General features: G+C 42.2%; 21 protein-coding genes and 1 riboswitch. Of the genes, 18 read left to right on the forward strand and 3 right to left on the reverse strand.

Annotation, left to right across the window (positions count from 1 at the left end):
- The first annotated feature begins 12 nt into the window (after nt 1–12).
- The 5 genes from AAGC65_RS04635 to AAGC65_RS04655 all read left to right on the forward strand — a co-directional run bounded on the left by AAGC65_RS04635 (nt 13) and on the right by AAGC65_RS04655 (nt 4,322).
- Nucleotides 13–1,422: a bifunctional UDP-3-O-[3-hydroxymyristoyl] N-acetylglucosamine deacetylase/3-hydroxyacyl-ACP dehydratase gene (locus AAGC65_RS04635; RefSeq protein ID WP_343111246.1), complete on the forward strand. Its 1,410-nt coding sequence runs from the start codon at nt 13–15 to the stop codon at nt 1,420–1,422.
- Nucleotides 1,419–2,204 (forward strand): acyl-ACP--UDP-N-acetylglucosamine O-acyltransferase, encoded by a 786-nt coding sequence (gene lpxA / locus AAGC65_RS04640; RefSeq protein ID WP_290326962.1) that lies wholly within the window; start codon nt 1,419–1,421, stop codon nt 2,202–2,204. Before AAGC65_RS04635 ends, lpxA begins: the two co-directional genes overlap by 4 nt.
- 117 nt (nt 2,205–2,321) lie before the next feature.
- A complete protein-coding gene (locus AAGC65_RS04645) occupies nt 2,322–2,942 on the forward strand; it encodes an ABC transporter ATP-binding protein (RefSeq protein ID WP_343111247.1) in 621 nt (206 codons plus the stop codon).
- 124 nt (nt 2,943–3,066) lie between these two features.
- Nucleotides 3,067–3,630 (forward strand): elongation factor P, encoded by a 564-nt coding sequence (gene efp / locus AAGC65_RS04650; RefSeq protein WP_343111248.1) that lies wholly within the window; start codon nt 3,067–3,069, stop codon nt 3,628–3,630.
- 158 nt (nt 3,631–3,788) lie between these two features.
- Nucleotides 3,789–4,322, forward strand: a complete 534-nt coding sequence (locus AAGC65_RS04655; protein WP_343111249.1) for a hypothetical protein — start codon at nt 3,789–3,791, stop codon at nt 4,320–4,322.
- 184 nt (nt 4,323–4,506) lie between these two features.
- On the opposite strand, the gene AAGC65_RS04660 is transcribed toward AAGC65_RS04655, so the two are convergent.
- From AAGC65_RS04660 to AAGC65_RS04670, 3 genes are all read right to left on the reverse strand, one after another.
- The gene (locus tag AAGC65_RS04660) at nt 4,507–5,274 is read right to left on the reverse strand and encodes an exodeoxyribonuclease III (RefSeq protein ID WP_343111250.1); all 768 of its coding nucleotides are present in this window, start codon (nt 5,272–5,274) and stop codon (nt 4,507–4,509) included.
- A gap of 134 nt (nt 5,275–5,408) precedes the next feature.
- Complete coding sequence (locus tag AAGC65_RS04665; protein ID WP_343111251.1) at nt 5,409–6,107, reverse strand: peptidylprolyl isomerase; 699 nt, start codon at nt 6,105–6,107, stop codon at nt 5,409–5,411.
- Nucleotides 6,108–6,136: 29 nt separating this feature from the next.
- Nucleotides 6,137–6,484, reverse strand: a complete 348-nt coding sequence (locus AAGC65_RS04670) for a hypothetical protein (RefSeq protein ID WP_343111252.1) — start codon at nt 6,482–6,484, stop codon at nt 6,137–6,139.
- Nucleotides 6,485–6,711: 227 nt separating this feature from the next.
- Between AAGC65_RS04670 and AAGC65_RS04675 the strand changes: the two genes are divergently transcribed.
- From AAGC65_RS04675 to AAGC65_RS04735, 13 genes are all read left to right on the forward strand, one after another.
- A complete protein-coding gene (locus tag AAGC65_RS04675; protein ID WP_343111253.1) occupies nt 6,712–7,044 on the forward strand; it encodes a hypothetical protein in 333 nt (110 codons plus the stop codon).
- 69 nt (nt 7,045–7,113) lie between these two features.
- A complete protein-coding gene (locus tag AAGC65_RS04680) occupies nt 7,114–9,633 on the forward strand; it encodes a TonB-dependent receptor (RefSeq protein ID WP_343111254.1) in 2,520 nt (839 codons plus the stop codon).
- A 425-nt stretch (nt 9,634–10,058) separates the two neighbouring features.
- The gene (locus tag AAGC65_RS04685) at nt 10,059–11,039 is read left to right on the forward strand and encodes an alpha/beta hydrolase (RefSeq protein ID WP_343111255.1); all 981 of its coding nucleotides are present in this window, start codon (nt 10,059–10,061) and stop codon (nt 11,037–11,039) included.
- A 142-nt stretch (nt 11,040–11,181) separates the two neighbouring features.
- On the forward strand, nt 11,182–11,598 hold the full coding sequence (gene tsaE, locus AAGC65_RS04690) for a tRNA (adenosine(37)-N6)-threonylcarbamoyltransferase complex ATPase subunit type 1 TsaE (RefSeq protein WP_343111256.1): 417 nt from the start codon (nt 11,182–11,184) through the stop codon (nt 11,596–11,598).
- Between the two features lie 52 nt (nt 11,599–11,650).
- Complete coding sequence (locus AAGC65_RS04695) at nt 11,651–12,877, forward strand: alanine dehydrogenase (RefSeq protein WP_343111257.1); 1,227 nt, start codon at nt 11,651–11,653, stop codon at nt 12,875–12,877.
- A 4-nt stretch (nt 12,878–12,881) separates the two neighbouring features.
- Entirely contained in the window at nt 12,882–13,565 is a 684-nt protein-coding gene (locus AAGC65_RS04700; protein WP_343111258.1) for a M15 family metallopeptidase, read from the forward strand.
- Between the two features lie 71 nt (nt 13,566–13,636).
- A complete protein-coding gene (locus AAGC65_RS04705) occupies nt 13,637–14,608 on the forward strand; it encodes a YihY/virulence factor BrkB family protein (protein WP_343111259.1) in 972 nt (323 codons plus the stop codon).
- A 205-nt stretch (nt 14,609–14,813) separates the two neighbouring features.
- Nucleotides 14,814–15,545 (forward strand): Bax inhibitor-1/YccA family protein, encoded by a 732-nt coding sequence (locus tag AAGC65_RS04710; RefSeq protein WP_343111260.1) that lies wholly within the window; start codon nt 14,814–14,816, stop codon nt 15,543–15,545.
- Nucleotides 15,546–15,677: 132 nt separating this feature from the next.
- A riboswitch (SAM riboswitch) is annotated at nt 15,678–15,787 on the forward strand.
- A gap of 162 nt (nt 15,788–15,949) precedes the next feature.
- Nucleotides 15,950–19,624 carry a methionine synthase gene (metH, locus tag AAGC65_RS04715; protein ID WP_343111261.1) on the forward strand — a complete coding sequence of 1,225 codons (3,675 nt, stop codon included), beginning with the start codon at nt 15,950–15,952 and terminating at the stop codon, nt 19,622–19,624.
- Nucleotides 19,625–19,662: 38 nt separating this feature from the next.
- The gene (locus AAGC65_RS04720; protein WP_343111262.1) at nt 19,663–20,079 is read left to right on the forward strand and encodes a four helix bundle protein; all 417 of its coding nucleotides are present in this window, start codon (nt 19,663–19,665) and stop codon (nt 20,077–20,079) included.
- Complete coding sequence (metF, locus tag AAGC65_RS04725; protein WP_343111263.1) at nt 20,054–21,010, forward strand: methylenetetrahydrofolate reductase [NAD(P)H]; 957 nt, start codon at nt 20,054–20,056, stop codon at nt 21,008–21,010. Before AAGC65_RS04720 ends, metF begins: the two co-directional genes overlap by 26 nt.
- 84 nt (nt 21,011–21,094) lie before the next feature.
- Nucleotides 21,095–21,652 carry a hypothetical protein gene (locus AAGC65_RS04730; protein WP_343111264.1) on the forward strand — a complete coding sequence of 186 codons (558 nt, stop codon included), beginning with the start codon at nt 21,095–21,097 and terminating at the stop codon, nt 21,650–21,652.
- A 408-nt stretch (nt 21,653–22,060) separates the two neighbouring features.
- Nucleotides 22,061–22,558: a hypothetical protein gene (locus tag AAGC65_RS04735; RefSeq protein ID WP_343111265.1), complete on the forward strand. Its 498-nt coding sequence runs from the start codon at nt 22,061–22,063 to the stop codon at nt 22,556–22,558.
- The last annotated feature ends 10 nt before the right edge of the window (nt 22,559–22,568 follow it).

A 22,568-nucleotide genomic window follows, 5' to 3' on the forward strand; every position in this document is an offset into this window, starting at 1 on the left:
GAACATCATAAAATGAACGTAAAACAAAGAACTATTAAAGCGCCGGTATCGGTTTCAGGTACAGGCTTGCACACTGGTCAGCGTGTAACCATGACGTTTAACCCGGCACCGGAAAACCACGGATATAAATTCAGACGGATAGATATGCCGGGTTCGCCAATAATAGATGCCGATGTTGATAACGTAACTGATACTTCGCGGGGTACTACTATTTCGCAAAATGGCGCGACCATAAACACCGTTGAGCACGTGCTGGCGGCTTTAGTGGGTATGGAAGTTGACAACGTTTTAATAGATATGGACGGTCCGGAAACCCCGATCATGGATGGTAGCTCTATACAGTTTGTTGATGTGATCATGGAAACCGGCCTGGTTGAACAGGACGCAGACCGCGAATACTACCACATTCCTTATAATATACATTATTCAGAACCCGACCGTAAGGTAGAGATGGTGGCCATGCCGCTTGATGATTACCGCTTTACCTGTATGATTGATTTTAACTCGCAGGTGTTGGGCAGTCAGCATGCCAGTATTTCAACTATAGGCGAGTTTAAAAAAGAAATCGCATCCTGCCGAACCTTTTGCTTTTTACATGAGCTGGAAATGCTGTTAAAGCACAACCTGATCAAAGGCGGCGATTTAAATAATGCCATTGTAGTAGTTGATAAGGATGTTGATGAAGATGAACTCGCTGATCTGGCCAGGCTATTTAACCGCAGAGATATTAAAGTTGCCCAGCAGGGTATTTTAAATAATATTGAACTGCGCTACCAGAACGAACCAGCGAGGCACAAACTGCTGGATATGATTGGCGATCTGGCCTTGGTAGGCGTTCCGCTTAAAGGGCATATTATGGCTGCAAGGCCGGGTCATGCGGCTAATGTGGCCTTCGCCAAAAAAATAAAAGCGCTTATTAAAAAGGAAAAAAGCCGTAAGTATGTTAAGGTATATGACCCTAACATGCCACCGGTTTATGATACTGTACAGATCATGAAAATATTGCCGCACAGGCAGCCTATGCTCATGATCGATAAAATTCTGGAGCTATCAAAAAGCCATGTGGTTGGGTTAAAAAATGTAACCATGAACGAGGATCTGTTTATGGGCCATTTTCCAGGTTCGCCGCTTTTTCCTGGTGTTTTGCAAATTGAGGCAATGGCACAAACCGGGGGCATCCTGGTGCTGAATACGGTACCCGATCCTGAAAACTACATCACGCTTTTCCTGAAAATAGAAAACGCGAGGTTTAAAGACAAGGTTGTACCCGGCGATACTATCATTTTCATTTGTAACCTGTTGGCTCCAATAAGGCGCGGTATTGCCCAAATGAAGGGTATAGGTATGGTTGGACAGCGTATAGTTGTTGAGGCCGAATTGATGGCGCAAATAGTAAAAGTAAATAAAACCACCGAAGCATGATCCAACCATTAGCATATATACACCCACAGGCTAAAATAGCCGACAATGTGGTTATTGAGCCGTTTGTCACGATTCACAAAGATGTGGAAATTGGCGAAGGTACCTGGATCGGTTCCAATTCTGTTATTATGGATGGTGCCCGCATAGGTAAAAACTGCCGTATATTTCCCGGCGCGGTGGTATCTGCCCCGCCTCAGGATCTTAAATATAAAGGTGAGCAAAGCACAGTATCTATTGGTGACAATACTACCATCCGCGAGTGTGTAACCCTTAACCGGGGTACCGCGCTTGATAAAAATACCACCACCATTGGTAGCAATTGCCTGCTGATGGCTTATGTGCACGTAGCGCATGATTGTGTTATTGGCGATAACGTAATTATTGCCAACTCTGTTCAGTTGGCGGGGCATATCAATATTTATGATTATGCTTTTGTAGGCGGTTCATCTGCAGTACACCAGTTTGTTGAAATTGGCGCGCATAGTATGATATCGGGCGGCTCGTTGGTACGTAAGGATGTACCTCCGTTTACCAAAGCCGGTCGAGAGCCATTATCATATGTTGGTATTAACTCCGTGGGTTTGCGTCGCAGGGGCTTTTCGGCAGCCACCATCAATGAAATTCAGGAAATATACCGTATCATATTCCTTAAAAAATACAATGTAAGCAAGGCGCTTGATATTATTGAGGCCGAGTTTACCCCAAGTGTTGAACGTGATGAGATCATTAACTTTTTGCAAAATTCGCAAAGAGGCATCATGAAGGGATTTGGGAATACGTAATTTTTAGTCCATAGACCATAGTCGATAGTTTATGGACTAAAAATACTTGTAATGAGGATTTTATAAAATTAAAGTTCTGTGGACTATCGACTATGGTCTATGGACTAAAATGCTCCTATGAACATCACCCTCCAAAACATCGGCCGCAGATTTAACCGCGACTGGATATTCAAGGGTATTGATTATACTTTTAACAGCGGCCAGGCGTATGCGGTACTGGGCCCAAACGGCTCAGGAAAATCAACACTATTACAGGTTTTAAACGCGAGCCTTACACCTTCTATAGGTACCATAAACTTTAATTTTCAGGATAAACTCGTTGAGCCTGATCAGGTATTTACGCACTTGAGCCTTGCCGCCCCCTACTTAGAACTTATTGAAGAGTTTACGCTGAATGAGATGGTTGATTTTCACTTCAAGTTTAAACAGTATAAACAAGGCATTGATAAAAAAGAACTGATAAGCCTGCTTAACCTGGCCAAAAGTGAAAACAAACTGATCAGGTATTTTTCATCAGGTATGAAACAGCGTTTGAAACTGATACTGGCTTTCTGCGCCGATACCCCCATGTTGATGCTGGATGAGCCTACCTCTAACCTGGATACGCAGGGGGTAGATTGGTACTTAAGTTTGGTGGAGCAATTTGCACAAGACAGGCTTACCATTGTTTGCTCCAACCAGGAACACGAGTATAGTTTTTGCAAGCATCGTTTAAGCATCACTGATTATAAGAGTTAACTTTAAAGGGGTATGATTATCAAATGTTTATTTACTGGCGTTTGAGTTTTGCCTTTAAAAAATCTCAGGTCTCATATCTTACATTTCAAATCTAATCCCTAATTTTGCGCCTCAATATTATTTTATGGCTAAAGCATCAGATGTTAAAAATGGAAATGTCCTGCGCTTCAACGGAGAGTTAGTGCAGGTTGAGGAGTTTTTACACCGCACCCCCGGCAACTTACGTGCATTTTACCAGGCCCGTATGCGCAACGTAAAATCAGGAAAACTGGTTGAATACCGTTTCCGTACAGACGAAGAGGTAGATATTGCCCGGGTTGAAACCAGCGATTATCAATATTTATATGACGAAGGCGATTCATTAGTAGTAATGGATAACACTACTTATGATCAGCATAACGTACCGAAAGCATTATTTGGCCCTGCGGTTAAATTTTTAAAAGAAGGCATGAATGTAATGGTTGCCTTTGAAAGCGACGAGCCTATCATGGGATCTATCCCAGGTTCGGCCGAGTTGGAAATAACTTATACTGAGCCTGCCGTTAAAGGTGATACCTCAAGCGGAGCCCAGAAAAACGCTACAGTTGAAACCGGTGCCGAGATTCGCGTACCACTGTTCATCAACATCGGCGATAAGGTAAAGGTTGATACTGCTACCGGCACTTATGTAGAGCGTGTAAAGGGTTAAGCCCCTAACCCCCTAAAGGGGGAACTTTTGATTTGCATACGCTGCTTTGCAGACGATATAAAAAAGAGGTTTCGTTTACGAAACCTCTTTTTTATATCCCTTTCTTGTGCTCGTTGCAAACCGTGTCATTTATTATAATCATACCATTTCTTAAATATATGATCGTTTTTTTTATTTTCTCACTCCTCCTCTTTATTGGAATGGTGGTTTTGGTCATCTATCTTATATATCGGTTTTTTAAATGGATTGGTCATAAAAAAACAGGAATTTTTATTATAGCTGCAATTATAACTGCACTGTTTTATGAAGTATATGTGGCGATATTTCCAACAGATAGCTTCTATTATGATGAGTATAAAAGCGTGGTATTAAAAGATCCACCCCCATCGACACGTGTTATAAAAAAGCAGGCATCATATCCCGATTTTCACGGAAAATATATATCTGTAGCGCTTATAAAATTATCGGCAGATGATTATCAGATGCTTTTGTCAGATGTAAAAAAAGATCCTTATTTAAAACCGGGAAACCTAATAGGCTCTGAAGAATTGACAGATGTTGCAGGCGATTTAAAACAAACGGATATCAAATTATATCTAACGAGAGAGCAAAAACCGAATGATCGTCGAAACTTGAGCATTGGTTTTTTAAATGACGAAAGATCTGTGATTATTTATGTTGTTAAAGTATAATAAATGATAGCGAATCTGTAAGTCTTTAAGTTATTATACATTGAGTCGATTAAATATAAACTTTGGAGCGTTTATAATGATAAACCTACACCTATGTTAAGCATCGTTGTAAACGAGTGCGAGTTCGATAGGACTGCAGGTGATAATTCTTATGCAAGTAATTCCCCTTCAGGGAGCTGGGGGGCTAAAACTCCAGCTCCAGTAATACCGGGCAATGGTCCGAGTGCTTGGCTTCGGGTAGTATAGCTGCCCTTTTAATATTAGCTTCCAGTTCGGTACTGGCCATAGCGTAATCAATACGCCAACCTAAGTTTTTACCTCTTGCGCCCGCTCTGAAACTCCACCAGGTATAGTTATGCGGTTCTTTATTCAGGTGGCGGAAGGTATCGATAAAGCCACCTTCAATAAATTTTTCCATCCATTCGCGTTCTTCAGGCAAAAAACCTGATGAGTTGGCGTTCGATTTAGGGTTGTGGATATCAATTGGCCTGTGGCAGATATTGTAATCGCCGCATACTACTAACTTAGGTAACTGGCTTTTTAACAAGGTAAGATATTTACCAAATTCATCTAAAAAACGGAATTTGAATACCTGGCGCTCATCGCCGCTTGAGCCGGATGGGAAGTAAACGCTCATGACAGATACCTCATCAAAATCAACGCGAATACAACGGCCTTCGCGGTCAAAATCAGGTATACCGCAACCGTATTCAATATGTTTGGGTAACTGTTTGGTAAAAATGGCGGTACCGCTATAGCCTTTTTTCTCGGCCGGGAACCAGTAATGCTGGTAGCCCAGTTGATCAACCAGACCAAGGTCGGTCAATACATCGGGGGTAGCTTTTATTTCCTGTAAACAAACTACATCGGCATCGGTAGCCTGCAGCCAGGCCAGCCAGTTTTTACTAATAGCCGAGCGAATGCCATTAACGTTATAGGTGATTATTTTCATTTCGGATTTGGGATGTTCGATTTCGGATTTAGACTTGTGAAAATAAGTTATTTTGAATTTTGTGTTTTACTGTAGGGCGATTTAAGTCGCTTTTATGTTTTTAAGATAAAGTCGAAATCGCGATCGCTCCCCCTTTAGGGGGCTGGGGAGCTCAATATTTTATCAAGCTGAGTACATTCCTTTTTGCTGAGCACCTCGACTGTCATAGGCACATTGGCTAATGGCCTATCGCATTCATCCTTTTTTACAGCGGCAATACGATCAACCATATCAATACCCGAAACCACCTCGCCGTAAACCGTGTAATTTTGATCAAGGTGAGGTACACCACCGACTGATTTATACCATTCCCGTTGCCAGGTTGGTATCTTGCGGCCTTTTAAACGGGTATTTTCCAGCGTGTCTAACTTGCCATCAGTAAATCGTTTGCCCTCGGTAATATAAAACTGGCACCCGCTTGATGCTTTTTTAGGGTTGTCGTCACGGGCAGCAGCCAGTACGCCGCGCTTATGAAACAGGCTGTCCCTAAATTCGGCAGGTACGGTATAACCCACATCCCCGTCACCCAGTTCCTGGCCGGCTATGGCTGTTTTGGAGTCGGGATCACCGCCTTGTATCATAAAGTTTTGTATCACCCTGTGAAACAAAGTGCCATTATAAAATCCCTTTTTTGCCAGTTTTATAAAGTTGTCACGATGCAAAGGCGTTTGGTTGTATAGCCGTATAATGCAATCGCCATAGGCGGTTTTAATACGTACATATTGATTTTTAGGTGGCCCGGCAAATGCCGAGATGCTTAACAGCAGCAATACAAGGGTAAAGAGCTTTTTCATATATCGATAACAGGCTTAATATATCAAAATTATATTACACCCTGTTCTTCAAAATAATTGATAATGAGCGATTTTAAGACCATTTCTTGTTCAAGCAGCGTGTAATTCGGGATAACTCCTACCCGTTTCCAGTGCGGCCAGCCATCCTGATCTTGTCCTTCCAGCTCATAAAAGCCAAGCATACTGAACAGGCGGCAGGTGGCAATATGCATCAACTCTTCTTTTTGGCGTTTGCTGAATTTACGCGGCCCCTGCCCAAGTTCCTGCACGCCAATTAAAAACAGCATTACTTTCAAATCGGGTTTTTCGTTATCAAAATCCTCGGCAATAAGTAGCTGTAAGGTATTCCACTTTGAATTAATTTCGGCAGGTGTCATATGTTGGCAAAGATATAGAATAGTTGATTGCATATGCGTGGCAATAACATGGATTGGTGCTGATATTTGATTTATTACAGACGAATTAGAATTAAAAACGCAAAGCAACTTATTTAAAGCTTACACTATTATAGGGGCATTACTATCATAAATGTTACAATGTTGCATTAGATTTAACATTTTATTAACTATTTTTGCCTCACCTTTGCAAAACAGGGTATTTAAAGGTGAAACGAAACAAATTATATATCATACACGCATGGCTATTGCTTATTTGCTTTGTAGCCGGGCAGTATATGGTTTATACTCACCAGCACCTTTTTAGTAAACCTATAACTAAATCGGCCTATACTACGGGTAATCATCATCTGCCGCTGCAAACCGTTAAGGAAACCTGTAATATGTGCGATGTGATGCATCATCAGGCCGCAATCATTAACGATTCTTTTCAATTTAGTCCACAAGTTGCGGTGTTGCACTTTTTTAAAGCCTGCCAATACAACTTTGTAAGCATAGGGCTTATACTTGCCGCGGGCAGGGCACCTCCGGGATTGTCATAATATCATTTTTTTCTTCACAATGAGCCACAGCTGATGTGGTGTTTTTATTGATCCAAAATTTATTTTATTATGAAATTGAAGCTAATTAGTAGCTTATTTATCCTGTTTTTAGGTTTGCCGGCATTGGCTGCTAATACCCCTATTGTTACTGTTAAAACTAACCCGGCCGAAGAAGCGGCGGGAAGTCTTTCAGGTACTATTACCGATAAAGCTGATGGCAAACCGATTATCGGTGCAACCGTGAACATCCCCGATTTAAAAATGGGCTCCATTACCGGAGTTGACGGAAAATATAACTTCCGGAGTGTATCAAAAGGGGTTTACCTGGTGCAGGTAAGCTATTTAGGTTATGCTACCTATAATCAACGGGTTGACTTTTCAAAAACGTCTGTACTTAACGTACAACTACAAGCCTCATCATTGGAGGCCGGTGAGGTAATCATTACCGGTGTAAGCAAGGCAACAGAAATAAAACGCAGCCCGGTACCTATGGTTGCCGTGGGCAAAACTTATTTAGACCAGCGTGCAGCATCGGGTAATATTATTGATCAGGTAGCTAACCTGCCTGGTGTAAGCGCCGTTACCACCGGGCCAAACGTATCTAAGCCATTTATACATGGTTTGGGCTATAACCGTGTTATCACCCTGCAGGATGGTATACGCCAGGAAGGCCAGCAATGGGGTGACGAGCACGGCATTGAGGTTGATCAAAACTCCATTGACCGTATCGAGATCATCAAGGGCCCGGCAAGTTTAACTTACGGATCTGATGCTATCGGCGGTGTGGTTAACCTGATCACCGCAGCTCCGGTTCCGGAAGGTAAAATTTTAGGTTCGGTACAAGGTATTTATGGTACTAACCAGGGTTTGCTCAACGGATCGTTCAAATTGCAGGGCAACCAGAACGGATTGGTTTGGGGAACTGTGATATCTGCAAAGGAAGCTAAAGACTACCAGAACCAGCATGATGGCCGCGTTTACGCTACCGGGTACCAGGAAAAAGATGCACGCGTAATGGTAGGTGTAAATAAATCATGGGGTTACTCTTATTTTAACGCTTCGGTTTTTGACGATGAGCAGGATATTCCTGACGGCAGCCGCGATTCGCTTACCCGTAAATTCACCAAACAGATAACTGAGGATGATGCCTTTCGCCCAATTGTTCCGGAGTCTGAATTAAATTCATACAAAATCCCTACCCTGCACCAGCACGTACAGCTTTACCGCATCTATAACAACAGTAACTTTATTTTAGGCAACGGAAACCTGTTAGTGAATTTAGGCTACCAATTTAGCCACAGGCGAGAGTATACGCACCCCGAGGATGGAGATATCGCCGGCTTAAACCTGCACCTGAGCACTTATACCTATGATGTTAAATACAACTTTAACATGGGTAAGGGTTATGAAACCACTTTTGGTGTAAACGGCCAGTACCAAAACAATACAATTGGCGATGCTACCGACTTCCCGATACCGGCTTACCACCAGTTTGATATAGGCCCTTTCTTTGTAGTGAAAAAGAGCTACGGAAAGTTAGATCTTTCTGCCGGGGCGCGTTTTGATGTACGCTCGTTTAAAAACAATGCGGCTTATGTTGATACTATTGGGGGGCCTAAAGGTTTCCCTGGTTTGTATACAGGCAGCAACCCTGCTACTGCTCCAAACGTTGTTTCGCAGTTTGATGCATTCAGCAAAACATTCTCGGGTTTTTCGGGCAGCCTGGGTGCAACCTACAATGTATCCGATGCATTCCTGTTTAAAGGTAACATTGCGCGTGGTTTCAGGGCACCGAGTATTGCCGAGATATCCGCTAATGGCCCCGATCCGGGTTCGCAGATCTATCACATAGGAGATAAAAACTTTAAATCGGAGTTTAGCTTGCAGGAAGATATCGGTGCTTTTTTAACGCTGCCTAATATTTCGGCAAGTGTTGAATTGTTTAATAATGATATCTCCAACTACATTTATCAGCAACAGGTTTTAGGAGCCGATGGAACACCTGTTTATACGCAGGGCTATACCACCTTTACCTATGTGCAAAGCAAAGCCAAAATATATGGCGGCGAGGTAAATGTTGACCTGCATCCTATATCTTGGCTGCACTTTGAAAACTCATTAAGCTTAACCTATGGCGAAAACAAAGGAAATGGCGGAAAGGTAGCCGACAGCTTAAAATACCTGCCATTTATACCACCGCTGCATACCCACTCTGAGCTTCGTGGTAACTTTAAAGGTAGCATTGGCAATATTAAAAGCATTTATGTATTTGCCGGGTTTGACCACTACAGCGCGCAAAACCGTTTCTTTGCCGCTTATGGTACAGAGACCGCCACACCTGGTTATAACCTGCTGAGTGCTGGTTTCGGCGGCAACATTGTGAACAAGGCCGGTCAGCCGGTTTTGAAACTGTTTGTTGAGGGCACCAACCTGGCCAACGTTAATTACCAGTCAAACATGAGCAGGCTTAAATATTTTGATAACCCGAATGTACCAGATGGCATACGCCCAGGTATTTTTAATATGGGCCGTAATATCAGCTTTAAGGTGGTGGTTCCGTTTGGCTTCAACACCAATAAAAAATCATAAGATAATTTCCATACCTATTGATGAACATGAAAGTCCTGCCCTAAAAAGCAGGACTTTTTTTATATGGGTATTTGGAAGGATTTTTTAATTCCCTCCCCCGGGATGGGATTGACTCACCCCGACATCGCTACGCTTGTCGACCCTCTCTTCAGCTTCGCTGGAAAGAGGGTGAGGGAATTTTATTTTATCCTTTTTCTTAGCCTCTTTACGCCGTAGGCGAAGAGAGGGTGGTCCAGCGTAGCGTAGACCGGGTGAGTCACTTATATGCCAGGCAGATCAAAGGTTATGTCTTTTAATAGGCTGTTATTCTTAGGAGGGAATCGCACAATCCTGAGCTTTTTACTTCTTGCTAACACTTGCAGTTTACATCAGGTCATTTTTTTGCTACAAATAAACATTTACGCGCTCAATGCTGTATTAATGCTATGCACCGGAAAATACTTTTATTACTTACTACCCTCATTCTATCTGTTACTGTTTACGCACAGTCAGATACACTATCCATCACTCTTGAAAATGTGAAATATCCCTATCCGGTAAACTTTATACCCATTAAAGTGGAGGGGCAGGATATCCGTATGACGTACATGGATGTTAAACCGGTTAATGCCAATGGTAAGGCTGTGATACTGTTTCATGGTAAAAACTTTGGAGGTTATTACTGGACTAACGTCATACAAACCCTCACGACCAAAGGCTACCGGGTTATAGTGCCCGATCAGGTTGGTTTTGGTAAATCGTCGAAGCCGTTTATACATTACAGCTTTCATCAGTTGGCCCGTTTCAACAAAAACTTGCTGGATAGTTTAGGCCTGCAAAAGGTAATTGTTTTGGGACACTCGATGGGTGGTATGCTGGCCACACGCTTTACACTGATGTATCCGCAAACAGTTGAAAAGTTGCTGCTGGAAGATCCCATTGGCCTGGAAGATTACCGCACCTTTGTACCCTACCAAAGTGCCGAAGACGATTATAAAGCCGAGTTGAAAACCAGTTTTGAATCTGTGAAAAAATATTATCAAAACTCCTATTTTACATCCTGGAAGCCTGAATATGATTACCTGGTTAAAATAGCTGCGGGTGTAAGTAAAAGCGCCGATTTCCCGCGGTATGCAAAGGTGGCTGCCCTTACTTTTGAAATGATATATGAACAGCCGGTATGTTATGAGTTTGGCCTGATCAAAGTGCCTACCGTATTGTTTGTTGGCAAAGAGGATAAAACTATAGTAGGCAAAGGCCTGCTGAGCAATGAGGAAAAAGCCAAACATGGGCAATACAAAATATTAGGCCCCGAAACCGCAAAAAAGATCCCCGGTTGTAAGTTAATTGAATTTGATAATTGCGGTCATATTCCGCATGTGGAGATTCCGGAGGTGTTCCTGAAAGCGCTGGTTGAAAATATTTGATTATTTTTGGTACATAGATGTTGTTGTGAGATGAAGCCCCCTCTAAATCTCCTCCAAAGAGGGATACTTCTGAAGTCCTCTCCTTTGGAGAGGGTTGGGTGATGCTCAATAACATAAAACGTATAACGATCAATAAATAGAAGTGTTAATAACCATACAATCACTAGCAGAATTGCCTGCTGCTGCCGAAGCCATTATCGCGCATGCGAGTAATAACCGGATATTTCTTTTTTACGGCGATATGGGCGCCGGTAAAACCACACTTATTAAAAGTTTGTGCAGTGCTTTGGGCACGAGCGATACGGTTACAAGTCCTACGTTTGCCATTGTAAATGAATATCAGATGGTAAACGACAAAATATATCACTTTGATTTTTACCGGCTTAAAAACCAAACAGAAGCCCTGGATATGGGTTATGAAGAATATTTTTATGCCGGTGCGTGGTGCTTTATTGAGTGGCCCGAAAAAATTCCTGATCTGCTGCCCCTGAATTATACCCGGGTTAGTATAGCTGCTTTGGCGGATGGCTCACGGCAGATCGACGTTGAAAATATTTAGTTTAATGATAGCCCCTTTTTTATTATCTTCATCAGCCACAAAATAAAACAACATGAGTTCAGGGATATACAGTGGGTTTTCAGACATTGCGAAACAGGCATTGATGCAACCCCAGGAGTCGATGCTGGAGGTTAAAAGCAAAAAAGATAAATTATATATTGGTATTCCTAAAGAAACAACCTTCCAGGAAAACAGGATCCCGTTAACTCCATTGTCAGTGGCTTTACTGGTTAACAACGGCCATGATGTTATTTTAGAAAGTAATGCCGGCCAGGCCGCTAATTTTTCTGATAAAGATTACAGCGATCAGGGTGCCCGAATAGTTTATGATACCAAATCTGTTTACGAGGCAGATATCATTATCAAAATAGCGCCGCCAATGCTGCAGGAAATTGAGATGATGAAAGCCGGACAAATATTATTGTCGGCCCTGCAATTGGCCACTCTTAAAGCAGAATGCCTCCACGCCCTGATGGCAAAAAAAATAACCGCCCTTAGCTTTGAACATTTACGTGATGAGGGAAATACCCTGAGCGTGGTTAGGGCTATGAGCGAAATAGTTGGAGCAACTTCTGTGCTTATAGCTGCCGAATATTTAAGTAATGTATTTGATGGCAAGGGTTTAATGCTGGGTGGTATTACAGGTGTCCCCCCTACAGAAATTGTGATATTGGGTGCCGGTACTGTGGGCGAATATGCTGCCCGTACCGCCATTGCATTAGGTGCCGAAGTAAAGGTTTTCGATTCATCTATTTATAAATTACGCCGCCTGCAAAATAATATAGGCAGCCGCGTGTTTACATCAGTGGTACAGCCTATAGTGCTTGAAAAAGCCATTACCACGTGTGATGTTGCCATTGGTGCCATACGTGCAGAAGATGGCCGCAGCCCCGCTATCATATCAGAATCAACCGTGAGTAGGATGAAGCGTGATTCGGTAATTATTGATGTGAGTATTGACCAGGGCGGTTGTTTTGAAACGTCGGAAGTAACCAACCATACTCACCCTGTGTTTCGTAAATATGACGTAATTCATTATTGCGTACCCAATATCGCCTCACGTGTGGCCCGCACTGCTACATATGCCCTCACTAATATATTTGCACCCATATTGCTTGATATTGGTGATCAGGGCGGCATTAAAAATGTGATATGGCAAAAATCGGGCGTGCGCAACGCGGTATATATTTATCATGGTCATCTGACCAATAAACACATCGGCGAGCGGTTTTCCATCCCTTGTAAAGACCTGGATCTACTTATCGTATCGCACCGTTAGCAGCATGATGCGCCGCTGCCTGGTAGTTATGTTGTTGACGATCGCGGGGTTTAGCTCGCAGGCACAGCGCTATAAATATATTGATAGTACAAAAATCAGCGGAACTGACCGTTATAAAAGACAGGTAAAGGTCAACCCTGATAAACAACTGGTAGAAATTAAGCGCTATATCCCTCAAATAGTTCTTGATATCAGGTATGCTACCACTAATAATTTTATGCATAGGCGCATGTATCAGCAAGCCCGTGCATTTGTCCGTTTGCCGGTAGTGAAAGCCTTGCAACAGGTAGAGGCCGACCTGCAAACGCGTGGTCTTGGTCTTAAAATTTATGACGCGTATCGCCCCTACTCGGTTACCGTTAAGTTTTATGAAATGGCCAGCGATACTAACTTTGTCGCCAACCCGCGTAAAGGTTCCAAGCATAACAGGGGCTGCGCCATTGATTTAAGCCTTATTGATCTTAAAACAGGTAAAGAACTGGATATGCCTACCGGTTTTGATAGTTTTAGCAGAAAGGCAGCGGCAAACTATCCTGTTGTTTCGCCAACGCAATTAAATAATCGCGAGTTACTTAAAACTATAATGCAAGCACACGGGTTCACGGTGCTGAAAACCGAGTGGTGGCATTATGATTTTAATGGATGGGCTGGATATGAATTACTTGACATTCCCTTTCAGGCTCTTTAATTTATCACTCTGGGTTGTAAAGGCATTAAAATTGCTAATGTTTAGCAATGACGACTAATAACATATCAGGCATGAAAATATATAGCAAGGAATACCTTAAGCAGCTGTGGAAAATATTGATAGCTACATTTTCAGGCTTTTCAAATGATAACGGCTTAAAGCTGAGCGCTTCATTAGCCTATTATACCGTTTTTTCATTGGCACCGCTGCTTATCATTGTGATATCGCTGGCTGGTTTGTTTTTAGGGCAGGATGCCGCTACCAATCAGCTTTATCCGCAAATACAAGGTTATGTGGGTAAAGCCGCCGCCGAGCAAATACAGGAAATGTTAAAGCATTTACAGCTCTCGGGCAAATCGGGCATGGCGGTTATTATTGGTGTGGTAACGCTGTTGGTGGGTGCCAGCAGTATTTTTATTGAAATACAGGATTCGCTCAATATCATATGGCGGGTTAAGGCCAAACCTAAACGTGGTTGGGTTAAATTATTGAAAAACAGATTTGTATCGTTCTCGTTGATCATAAGCCTGGGCTTTTTATTACTGGCATCTCTGTTAGTAAACTTTATTGTTGACGCATTGGGTAAACGAATCGAACACTTTTTACCGGCGGTAACAGGCTTGTTATTAAAGGCAGTGAACTTGGGCATCACCCTGGTGGTGATTACCGTGTTGTTTGGCATCATATTTAAATTTTTGCCCGATGTGAAGATCAAATGGCGGGATGTGCGTACCGGAGCTTTTTTTACCGCGCTGTTATTTATGTTGGGGCAGTATCTGATAAGTTTATACATCCAATACACCGCTCAGGGCTCGGCCTATGGTGCAGCGGGATCTATCATTGTAATTTTAGTGTGGATCTATTATACATCGGCCATATTGTACATTGGTGCAGAATACACACAGGTTTATGCCGAAGCCAGCGGCAGCCATATTGAACCGGCAGATTATGCGGTACATATCAAGCAAACAGAGGTTGAACAATCTGTAACCAACCTGCCGGCGCAAAATCCTGAATTGCAGGGGAATTTGAAAAGAGAATAAGGATTTTGGGAGACTATAGGATGAATGGACTTTGAGACTTTAGGACGAAGGGACTTTGGGATGGTGAACCCATAGTCTTATGTCCTTCATCTTACCTTCCGTTGTCCTAAAGTCTCCAGGTCCCATAGTCTCACAGTCCCACAAAAACCTTCACATTATATTCACAATTTATTTGTAAATTTGAGTGTTAAATTTTTAATACAACATGGAAATTAAAGATCCTGAATACGTTTATAAAAACGTAGTACAATTAAATGAAGGCGACGCTTCACGTAAATTCATAGCCAATGTGTTTTTATGGATGTTTGTTGCTTTGGGGCTTTCTGCAGTTTGCGCATTTTTATTTGCTCATAATACAGCTTTGCTATATATGCTTATTGATCCGGCCACAGGTCGTAATACAGGCTTAGGTACCGCGGTCATGTTTGCACCACTTGCATTCGTGTTATTGATCTCTTTTGGATTTAACCGTTTGTCATACGGGGTGTTAGCTCTTTTGTTTATTGCATTTTCGGCCATAATGGGTATTAGTTTAAGCTATGTACTCCTGGTTTTCACCGCAGGCTCGGTATTGGGTGTGTTTATCACTACATCGGTTGTGTTTGGTATAATGGCGGTTGCGGGTTATGTTACTAATACCGATTTAACTAAATATGGTCCAATTCTTATGATGGGGCTTATTGGTGTTATTGTAGCTTCAGTAGTTAATATGTTTATGCACAGCAGTGGCTTAGATTATATCATCAGCTATGTTGGTGTGGCAGTATTTGTAGGCTTAACCGCTTATGATGTTCAAAAACTAAAACGTATTGGTGCCGGTCTGGAATACGGTGATGCATCGGCCTCAAAAATGGCGCTGATGGGTGGCTTAACGCTTTACCTTGATTTCATCAACCTTTTCCTGATGATACTGCGTTTATTTGGCAGAAGAAGATAATAACAAACAAAAAATTATTATTAAAGCTGCCCCGCAACGGGCGGCTTTTTTTGTTTACAAAATTTACATAGCATACACTTTTGAAACGTCGGATGCTATTGCATATTAAAGCTTTATTGTGCAACTTTGCAATGCTTATAGAGAAAGGCGGAGGGATTAGACCCTGCGATGTCTTAGCAACCTGTACTTCACAAGGTGCTACATTCTACTCAACAGCTGCAAAGCTTTGGGACAGATAAGCGAAAGTCAACATAACACCCGACTTTTCGAGATAAGCTGTATTTTTTAGTATCAAGTAATTAGTATCAGGTATCAAGATTTTTTTAGTCTTTTTTATTTGATGCTACTGAAATTGAAGACTGATTTCTGTACTCGATACTTGATACTAATTACTTGATACTAACATGGATATTAGAAAAGAACTACAGAAACGTATATTGGTTATTGATGGTGCAATGGGCACCATGATACAGCGCTACCAGTTATCTGAAAAAGATTTTCGTGGAGAGCGTTTTAAAGATCATGGCACCGATTTGCAAGGCAATAACGATTTGCTGAATATAACACGTCCTGACGTGATCAAAGCTATTCATGCTGAATACCTGGATGCCGGTGCTGATATTATTGAAACCAATACTTTTAGTACACAGGTAATTTCACTGGCCGATTATAAGCTGGAAGAGCTGGCTTATGAGCTTAGCTACGAAGGCGCGCGCCTGGCCCGGGAAGTGGCCGATGAATACACCCAAAAAGATCCTGCAAAGCCAAGGTTTGTTGCAGGTGCGGTTGGTCCTACAAATCGTACGGCTTCTTTGTCGCCCGATGTGAACGATCCAGGGTTCCGTGCCGTAACCTTTGATGATTTGGCCGAAGCTTATTATGATCAGGTTCGCGGTTTGGTTGATGGCGGAAGCGATCTGTTGCTGGTTGAAACCATATTTGATACCCTGAACGCGAAAGCAGCCTTATTCGCGATTGATCGTTATGCCAATGAATCAGGCAAGCATTTACCTGTTATGATATCAGGTACTATTACCGATGCTTCTGGCCGCACCTTGTCTGGCCAAACGGTAGAGGCTTTCTGGAATTCTGTACGCCATGCCAACCTGCTTTCGGTAGGTTTAAACTGTGCTTTAGGTGCAAAGGAAATGCGCCCCCACCTTGCCGAGCTGTCTGAGAAAGCTAATGTTTTTATATCAGCCTATCCAAACGCGGGCTTGCCTAACGAGTTTGGCCAGTATGATGAAACCGCGCATGAAACCGCGCACCAGGTTGATGATTTTATAAAAGCAGGCCTGGTTAACATCGTGGGTGGTTGTTGTGGTACCACGCCAGATCATATTAAATGTATTGCAGATAAGGCAGCTCAACATCCACCAAGATTAATTCCTGAGGTTGAGCCTGATCTGCGCTTGAGCGGACTGGAAGCGGTTACCATTAAGCCCGAAAGTATTTTCGTGAATGTGGGTGAACGTACCAATATTACCGGTTCGCCAAAATTCTCTAAGTTGATACTGGCCGAAGATTATGAAGCGGCCCTGGCCGTTGCCCTGCAACAGGTAGAAGGTGGTGCCCAGGTGATTGATATCAACATGGATGAAGGAATGATTGATTCGGAAGCGGTGATGGTTAAATTCCTGAATCTGGTAGCATCCGAACCCGATATTGCCAAGCTGCCCATCATGATCGATTCATCTAAATGGTCGGTTATTGAGGCGGGATTAAAGTGTATACAGGGCAAGGGTATTGTTAATTCCATCTCACTAAAAGAAGGTGAAGATAAATTTAAGGAACAAGCCCGTAAAATATTGAGCTATGGCGCCGCTGCTGTAGTAATGGCTTTTGACGAAACCGGTCAGGCCGATTCATTGCAGCGTCGTATCGAGATCTGTAAACGCTCTTATGATATCCTGGTAAATGAGGTAGGTTTCCCGGCGCAGGATATTATTTTCGACCCCAACATATTAACCGTAGCAACCGGTTTAGAGGAGCATAACAACTACGCTGTCGATTTTATTGAAGCTACCCGCTGGATAAAGCAAAACCTGCCACATGCTAAGGTAAGCGGTGGTGTAAGTAATATATCATTCTCCTTTAGGGGTAATAATGTGGTTCGTGAGGCTATGCACTCCGCATTTCTGTACCATGCAATTGGAGCGGGTATGGATATGGGTATTGTGAATGCCGGTATGCTGGAAGTTTACGAGCAGATTGATAAAAACCTGCTTGAACTGGTAGAGGACGTACTGCTTAACCGCCGTGATGACGCTACCGAGCGCCTGGTTGAATATGCCGATACCATTAAAAGTAAAGGTAAAGAGGTTGTAAGGGATGAGGAATGGCGTAAGGGAACTGTACAGGAAAGGCTTTCACACGCCTTAGTGAAAGGTATCATCGAATACCTTGATGATGATGTGGAAGAAGCACGTCTGGCTTACAGCAAACCGCTTGAAGTAATAGAAGGCCCGTTGATGGACGGTATGAATATCGTTGGCGACCTTTTTGGAGCCGGAAAGATGTTTTTACCGCAGGTAGTAAAATCGGCTCGGGTGATGAAAAAAGCTGTGGCTTATCTCTTACCTTTTATTGAGGAAGAGAAAAAGAATAATGGAGGTGCAGATCAGCGTGCCAATGCCGGTAAGGTATTAATGGCCACTGTAAAAGGCGATGTGCACGATATTGGTAAAAATATAGTAGGCGTGGTTTTAGCCTGTAATAACTTTGAGGTGATTGATTTGGGTGTGATGGTACCTGCGCAGAAGATCATTGAAGAAGCTAAGAAACAAAATGTAGATATTATTGGCCTTAGCGGCCTCATTACCCCATCGCTTGACGAGATGGTGCATTTTGCCAAAGAGATGGAACGTGAAGGGTTTACTATTCCGCTTATTATTGGCGGGGCCACTACGTCGCGTATACACGCTGCCGTAAAAGTAGCGCCTAATTATTCGGGCGCGGCAATTCACGTACTGGATGCCTCACGTAGTGTTACCGTTTGCAGCAGCCTGATGAGCAAGGATAATCGCGATGGCTACATTGAGGGTATTAAAGATGAATATGCCAAAGCCCGCGAGGCGCATATGAATAAAAAATCAGACAAACGTTTTGTAAATATTGATGAAGCACGCAAATCGAAATTTCAGATCAGTTTGGATGGTGATGTAGCTCCCAAACCGGCCTTTACCGGAACTAAAGTATTTGAAGGCTACCCGCTGGAAGAGTTGGTGCCTTATATTGATTGGACACCGTTTTTCCATACCTGGGAATTGCGCGGCAGTTACCCGAAAATATTTGCAGATAAATTTGTGGGCGATGAAGCCAAAAAACTATTTGATGATGCCCAGGCCTTGCTGAAAAGAATAGTTGACCAAAAGCTGTTAAAAGCCAGTGGTGTGATAGGTTTTTGGCCAGCCAACAGCGTTGGTGATGATATTGAATTATACACCGACGAAAGTCGTACCCATTTGCTTACCCGCATACATACCCTGCGCCAGCAAGCCGAAAAGGTTAAGGGTGAGCCATATTATGCCCTGGCCGATTTTATCGCACCAAAAGAAAGCGGTGTGCCGGATTATTTTGGCGGATTTGCGGTAACTACCGGCATTGGCTGTGATGAGCTGGTAGCCGAATTTGAACGCGATCACGATGATTATAACAGCATCATGGCTAAGGCCCTTGCCGACCGCCTTGCTGAAGCCTTTGCTGAAAAAATGCATGAACTGGTACGTAAAGAGCATTGGGGATATGCAAAAGGCGAACACTTAACAGCCGAAGCACTAATCAAGGAAGACTATCAGGGTATTCGTCCGGCACCGGGTTATCCGGCCTGTCCTGACCATACCGAAAAAACAACGCTGTTTGACTTGTTAAAGGCAGAGGATAATGCCCACATGCACCTCACCGAAAGTCTGGCCATGACGCCGGCTGCATCTGTAAGTGGTTTTTACTTTGCACACCCTCAAGCTCGCTATTTTGGCTTGGGTAGAATAAGTAAAGATCAGGTTGAAGATTACGCAGTGAGAAAAAATATCCCGCTTGAGGAAGTTGAACGCTGGCTTGGCCCGAATATAAATTATTAAGATAGTATCAAGTAGCCAGTATCAGGTATCAAGATAGCATGCATAATTTTAAAGAGCTGAAAGTATGGAAAGCAGGGATTGAAATATCGAAAATCATATTTCAATTATGTAAAACATTGCCATCTGAAGAAAAGTATGGATTAATTTCTCAAATGATACGTTCGGCTATTTCAATACCCTCTAATATTGCGGAAGGATGCGGAAGAAGATCTAATAAAGAGTTGCATCATTTTTTGAGTATTGCATTGGGCTCTTCCTTCGAATTAGAAACACAACTCATTATTGCCAAAGAATTTGATTATATAAGTCAGGAAAAACTTGATAAGACGTGTTCATTAATTACTGAAATTCAGAAAATGTTGAACGCCTTCAAAAAAGTGTCAATGCCTAAAGTCTTGATACCTGATACTAAATACTTGATACTAAACCATGAAAATTACCGAACACATAGCTAACGCCAACGGCAAAACACTTTTTTCTTTTGAGCTTATTCCGCCATTAAAGGGGCAAAGCATACAGGGTATTTATAATGCCATTGATCCCTTAATGGAGTTTAAGCCTCCGTTTATTGATGTAACATCGCTGCGTGAAGATTATATTTATAAGCAGCATGCCAACGGTTTGCTCGAGAAGCTGAGCTATCGCAAGCGCCCGGGTACAATTGCTATTTGCGCGGCTATCATGAACAAGTATAAGGTTGATACCGTTCCGCATTTGCTGTGCGGTGGCTTTACCCGCGACGAAACGGAGAATGCTCTTATTGAACTGGAGTTTTTAGGTATTGAAAATGTACTGGTATTACGCGGAGATGCCCGCAGCAGCGATTCGTCATTTGTACCTACGCCCAACGGGCACTGCTACGCTACCGATCTGTTGCAGCAGGTAGTGAATATGAATAATGGTGTTTATCTGCATGAAGATTATGATAACATAGCCAAAACACACTTCTGTATTGGTGTGGCCGGTTACCCCGAAAAGCATTTTGAGGCGCCAAACCTTAAATCAGACTTTAAATATTTGAAACAAAAGGTTGACATGGGTGCCAACTTTATAGTCACCCAGATGTTTTTCGACAACCAGAAGTATTTCGATTTTGTGAACAACTGCCGGGCAAATGGTATCAATGTACCTATTATACCAGGTTTAAAACCCATCACCTCATCTAAACAGCTTATTAGCCTGGCTAAAACATTTAATATAGATATGCCCGAAGATTTATGCGATGTTATAAATGCCTGCAAATCTGAAAAAGAAGTGAAAGACTTAGGCATTGAATGGATGATCAATCAATGTAAAGAACTGGTGAAATTTGGTGTGCCCGTACTGCATTTTTATACCATGAGCAACGCGGGGCCAACACGCCGCATTGCCGAAGCTATATTTTAGTAGCCTGACAATAAGTGTTTTGGGGATGAATTGCTGACTGAAAATTTCTATTTTTAGTTTCATAAACCTCCATAACACTTATCTATGGATATTTTTAGCCACATCAAATCGGCCATCGGTATTATACTGGGCCTTAGTGTTACGCACCTGCTCAGGGGCGCAGCCAAACAAATTCAACATCCGGGGCGCAGTAAGCCTTATTGGATACACTCTCTGTGGTCGTTTTACCTGTTTATTTTATTGCTTCATTTTTGGTGGTGGGAATATAACCTGCACGATATTAAGCATTGGGTATTTGCCGAATATTTGTTTGTGATCATTTACATTGTGGTGTACTATAGCGTTTGCGCGCTGTTATATCCGGATGATCTGAAAGATTATAAAGATTATGAGGATTACTTTTACTCGCGCCGTAAATGGATATTTGGCATATTAGGTTTTAGTTACCTACTTGATATTATTGATACCCTGATCAAGGGTGAGGCCTATGTGCATCATTATGGCATTGAATATCCTATTCGTAATGTAAGCCACTTTGTACTGTGTATGGTAGCCATGAGGGTAAATAATAGGCTGTTTCATGCCATATTGGTCATGATTTTTATAGTATATGAATTTTCGTATATCCTACGGTTGTTTTAAAAAAGGGTGCTGCATTATTGCGGCACCCTTGGCATTTATGAGGTCAGTTAATAGTTTATCATAAACTTAAATAATAAATTCAATATCGCTATATTATATTTATAAAATATCTGTAATGATTTGTTTATATTGAGTTAATAATGCAGATATATTGCTGATTGGGTGCTTAATATTAATTTTTTAAGGCAAGGATAAGCCCGCGTAATATTACAGTTTTTCATACGTAAAATTACGTAATATTAGTTTGGTTAAATTTTCATTAAATACATTATTATCTGTTTATGAGAGTGTTATCTGTTTAATTGTAAGGGTTAGGAAGTTGTGTGGCGTGCTGTATTTGTTGAAATAACTATTAAATAATGTTAGTTTTATCTGATTTAATTTCAAAAACCCTTATTAATTAAAATCATGGAAACAACAACAGAAACTCAGACAACTAAAAGATTAATAACCGGTAACGAAGGTGGCCCTATTGATTTGGAGCAAGCAGCCAGTTGGACAGCTAACCACAGGCATCGCCATCCTAAAAATGACACGGTATCTCAGTTTTTTGGACAAGCGATACTAAACCGGATATTGCAGCAGGAAGGTTGTATGGGTATTCGTATTTACTATGCCAATAGTCACAAGTTAAGCAGCTGGCAAAAGTTTTTAGTATCCATAGGCAACTTCTTTATCAAAACTTTGGCTCATGCAGAGGGGCAGCAGCGTTTCATAATAACAGGTGTAATTGAAACCGGTGAGGATATATTACCGGAACCAGCGCCAAAAACTAATATTAAAGACGCCTCTGCCGCTCTTAAAGCAGTAGCACCCAATCATAAATTGATGCTAAGTATTGTTGGTGATCAATCTCACCCATGTCCAGGTTCTGAAGGATGTCCTAAAAATGTTTTAACAAAATAATTATTATAAA

The organism is Mucilaginibacter sp. (assembly GCF_039207105.1).
In the GTDB taxonomy this organism is placed as follows: Bacteria; Bacteroidota; Bacteroidia; order Sphingobacteriales; family Sphingobacteriaceae; genus Mucilaginibacter.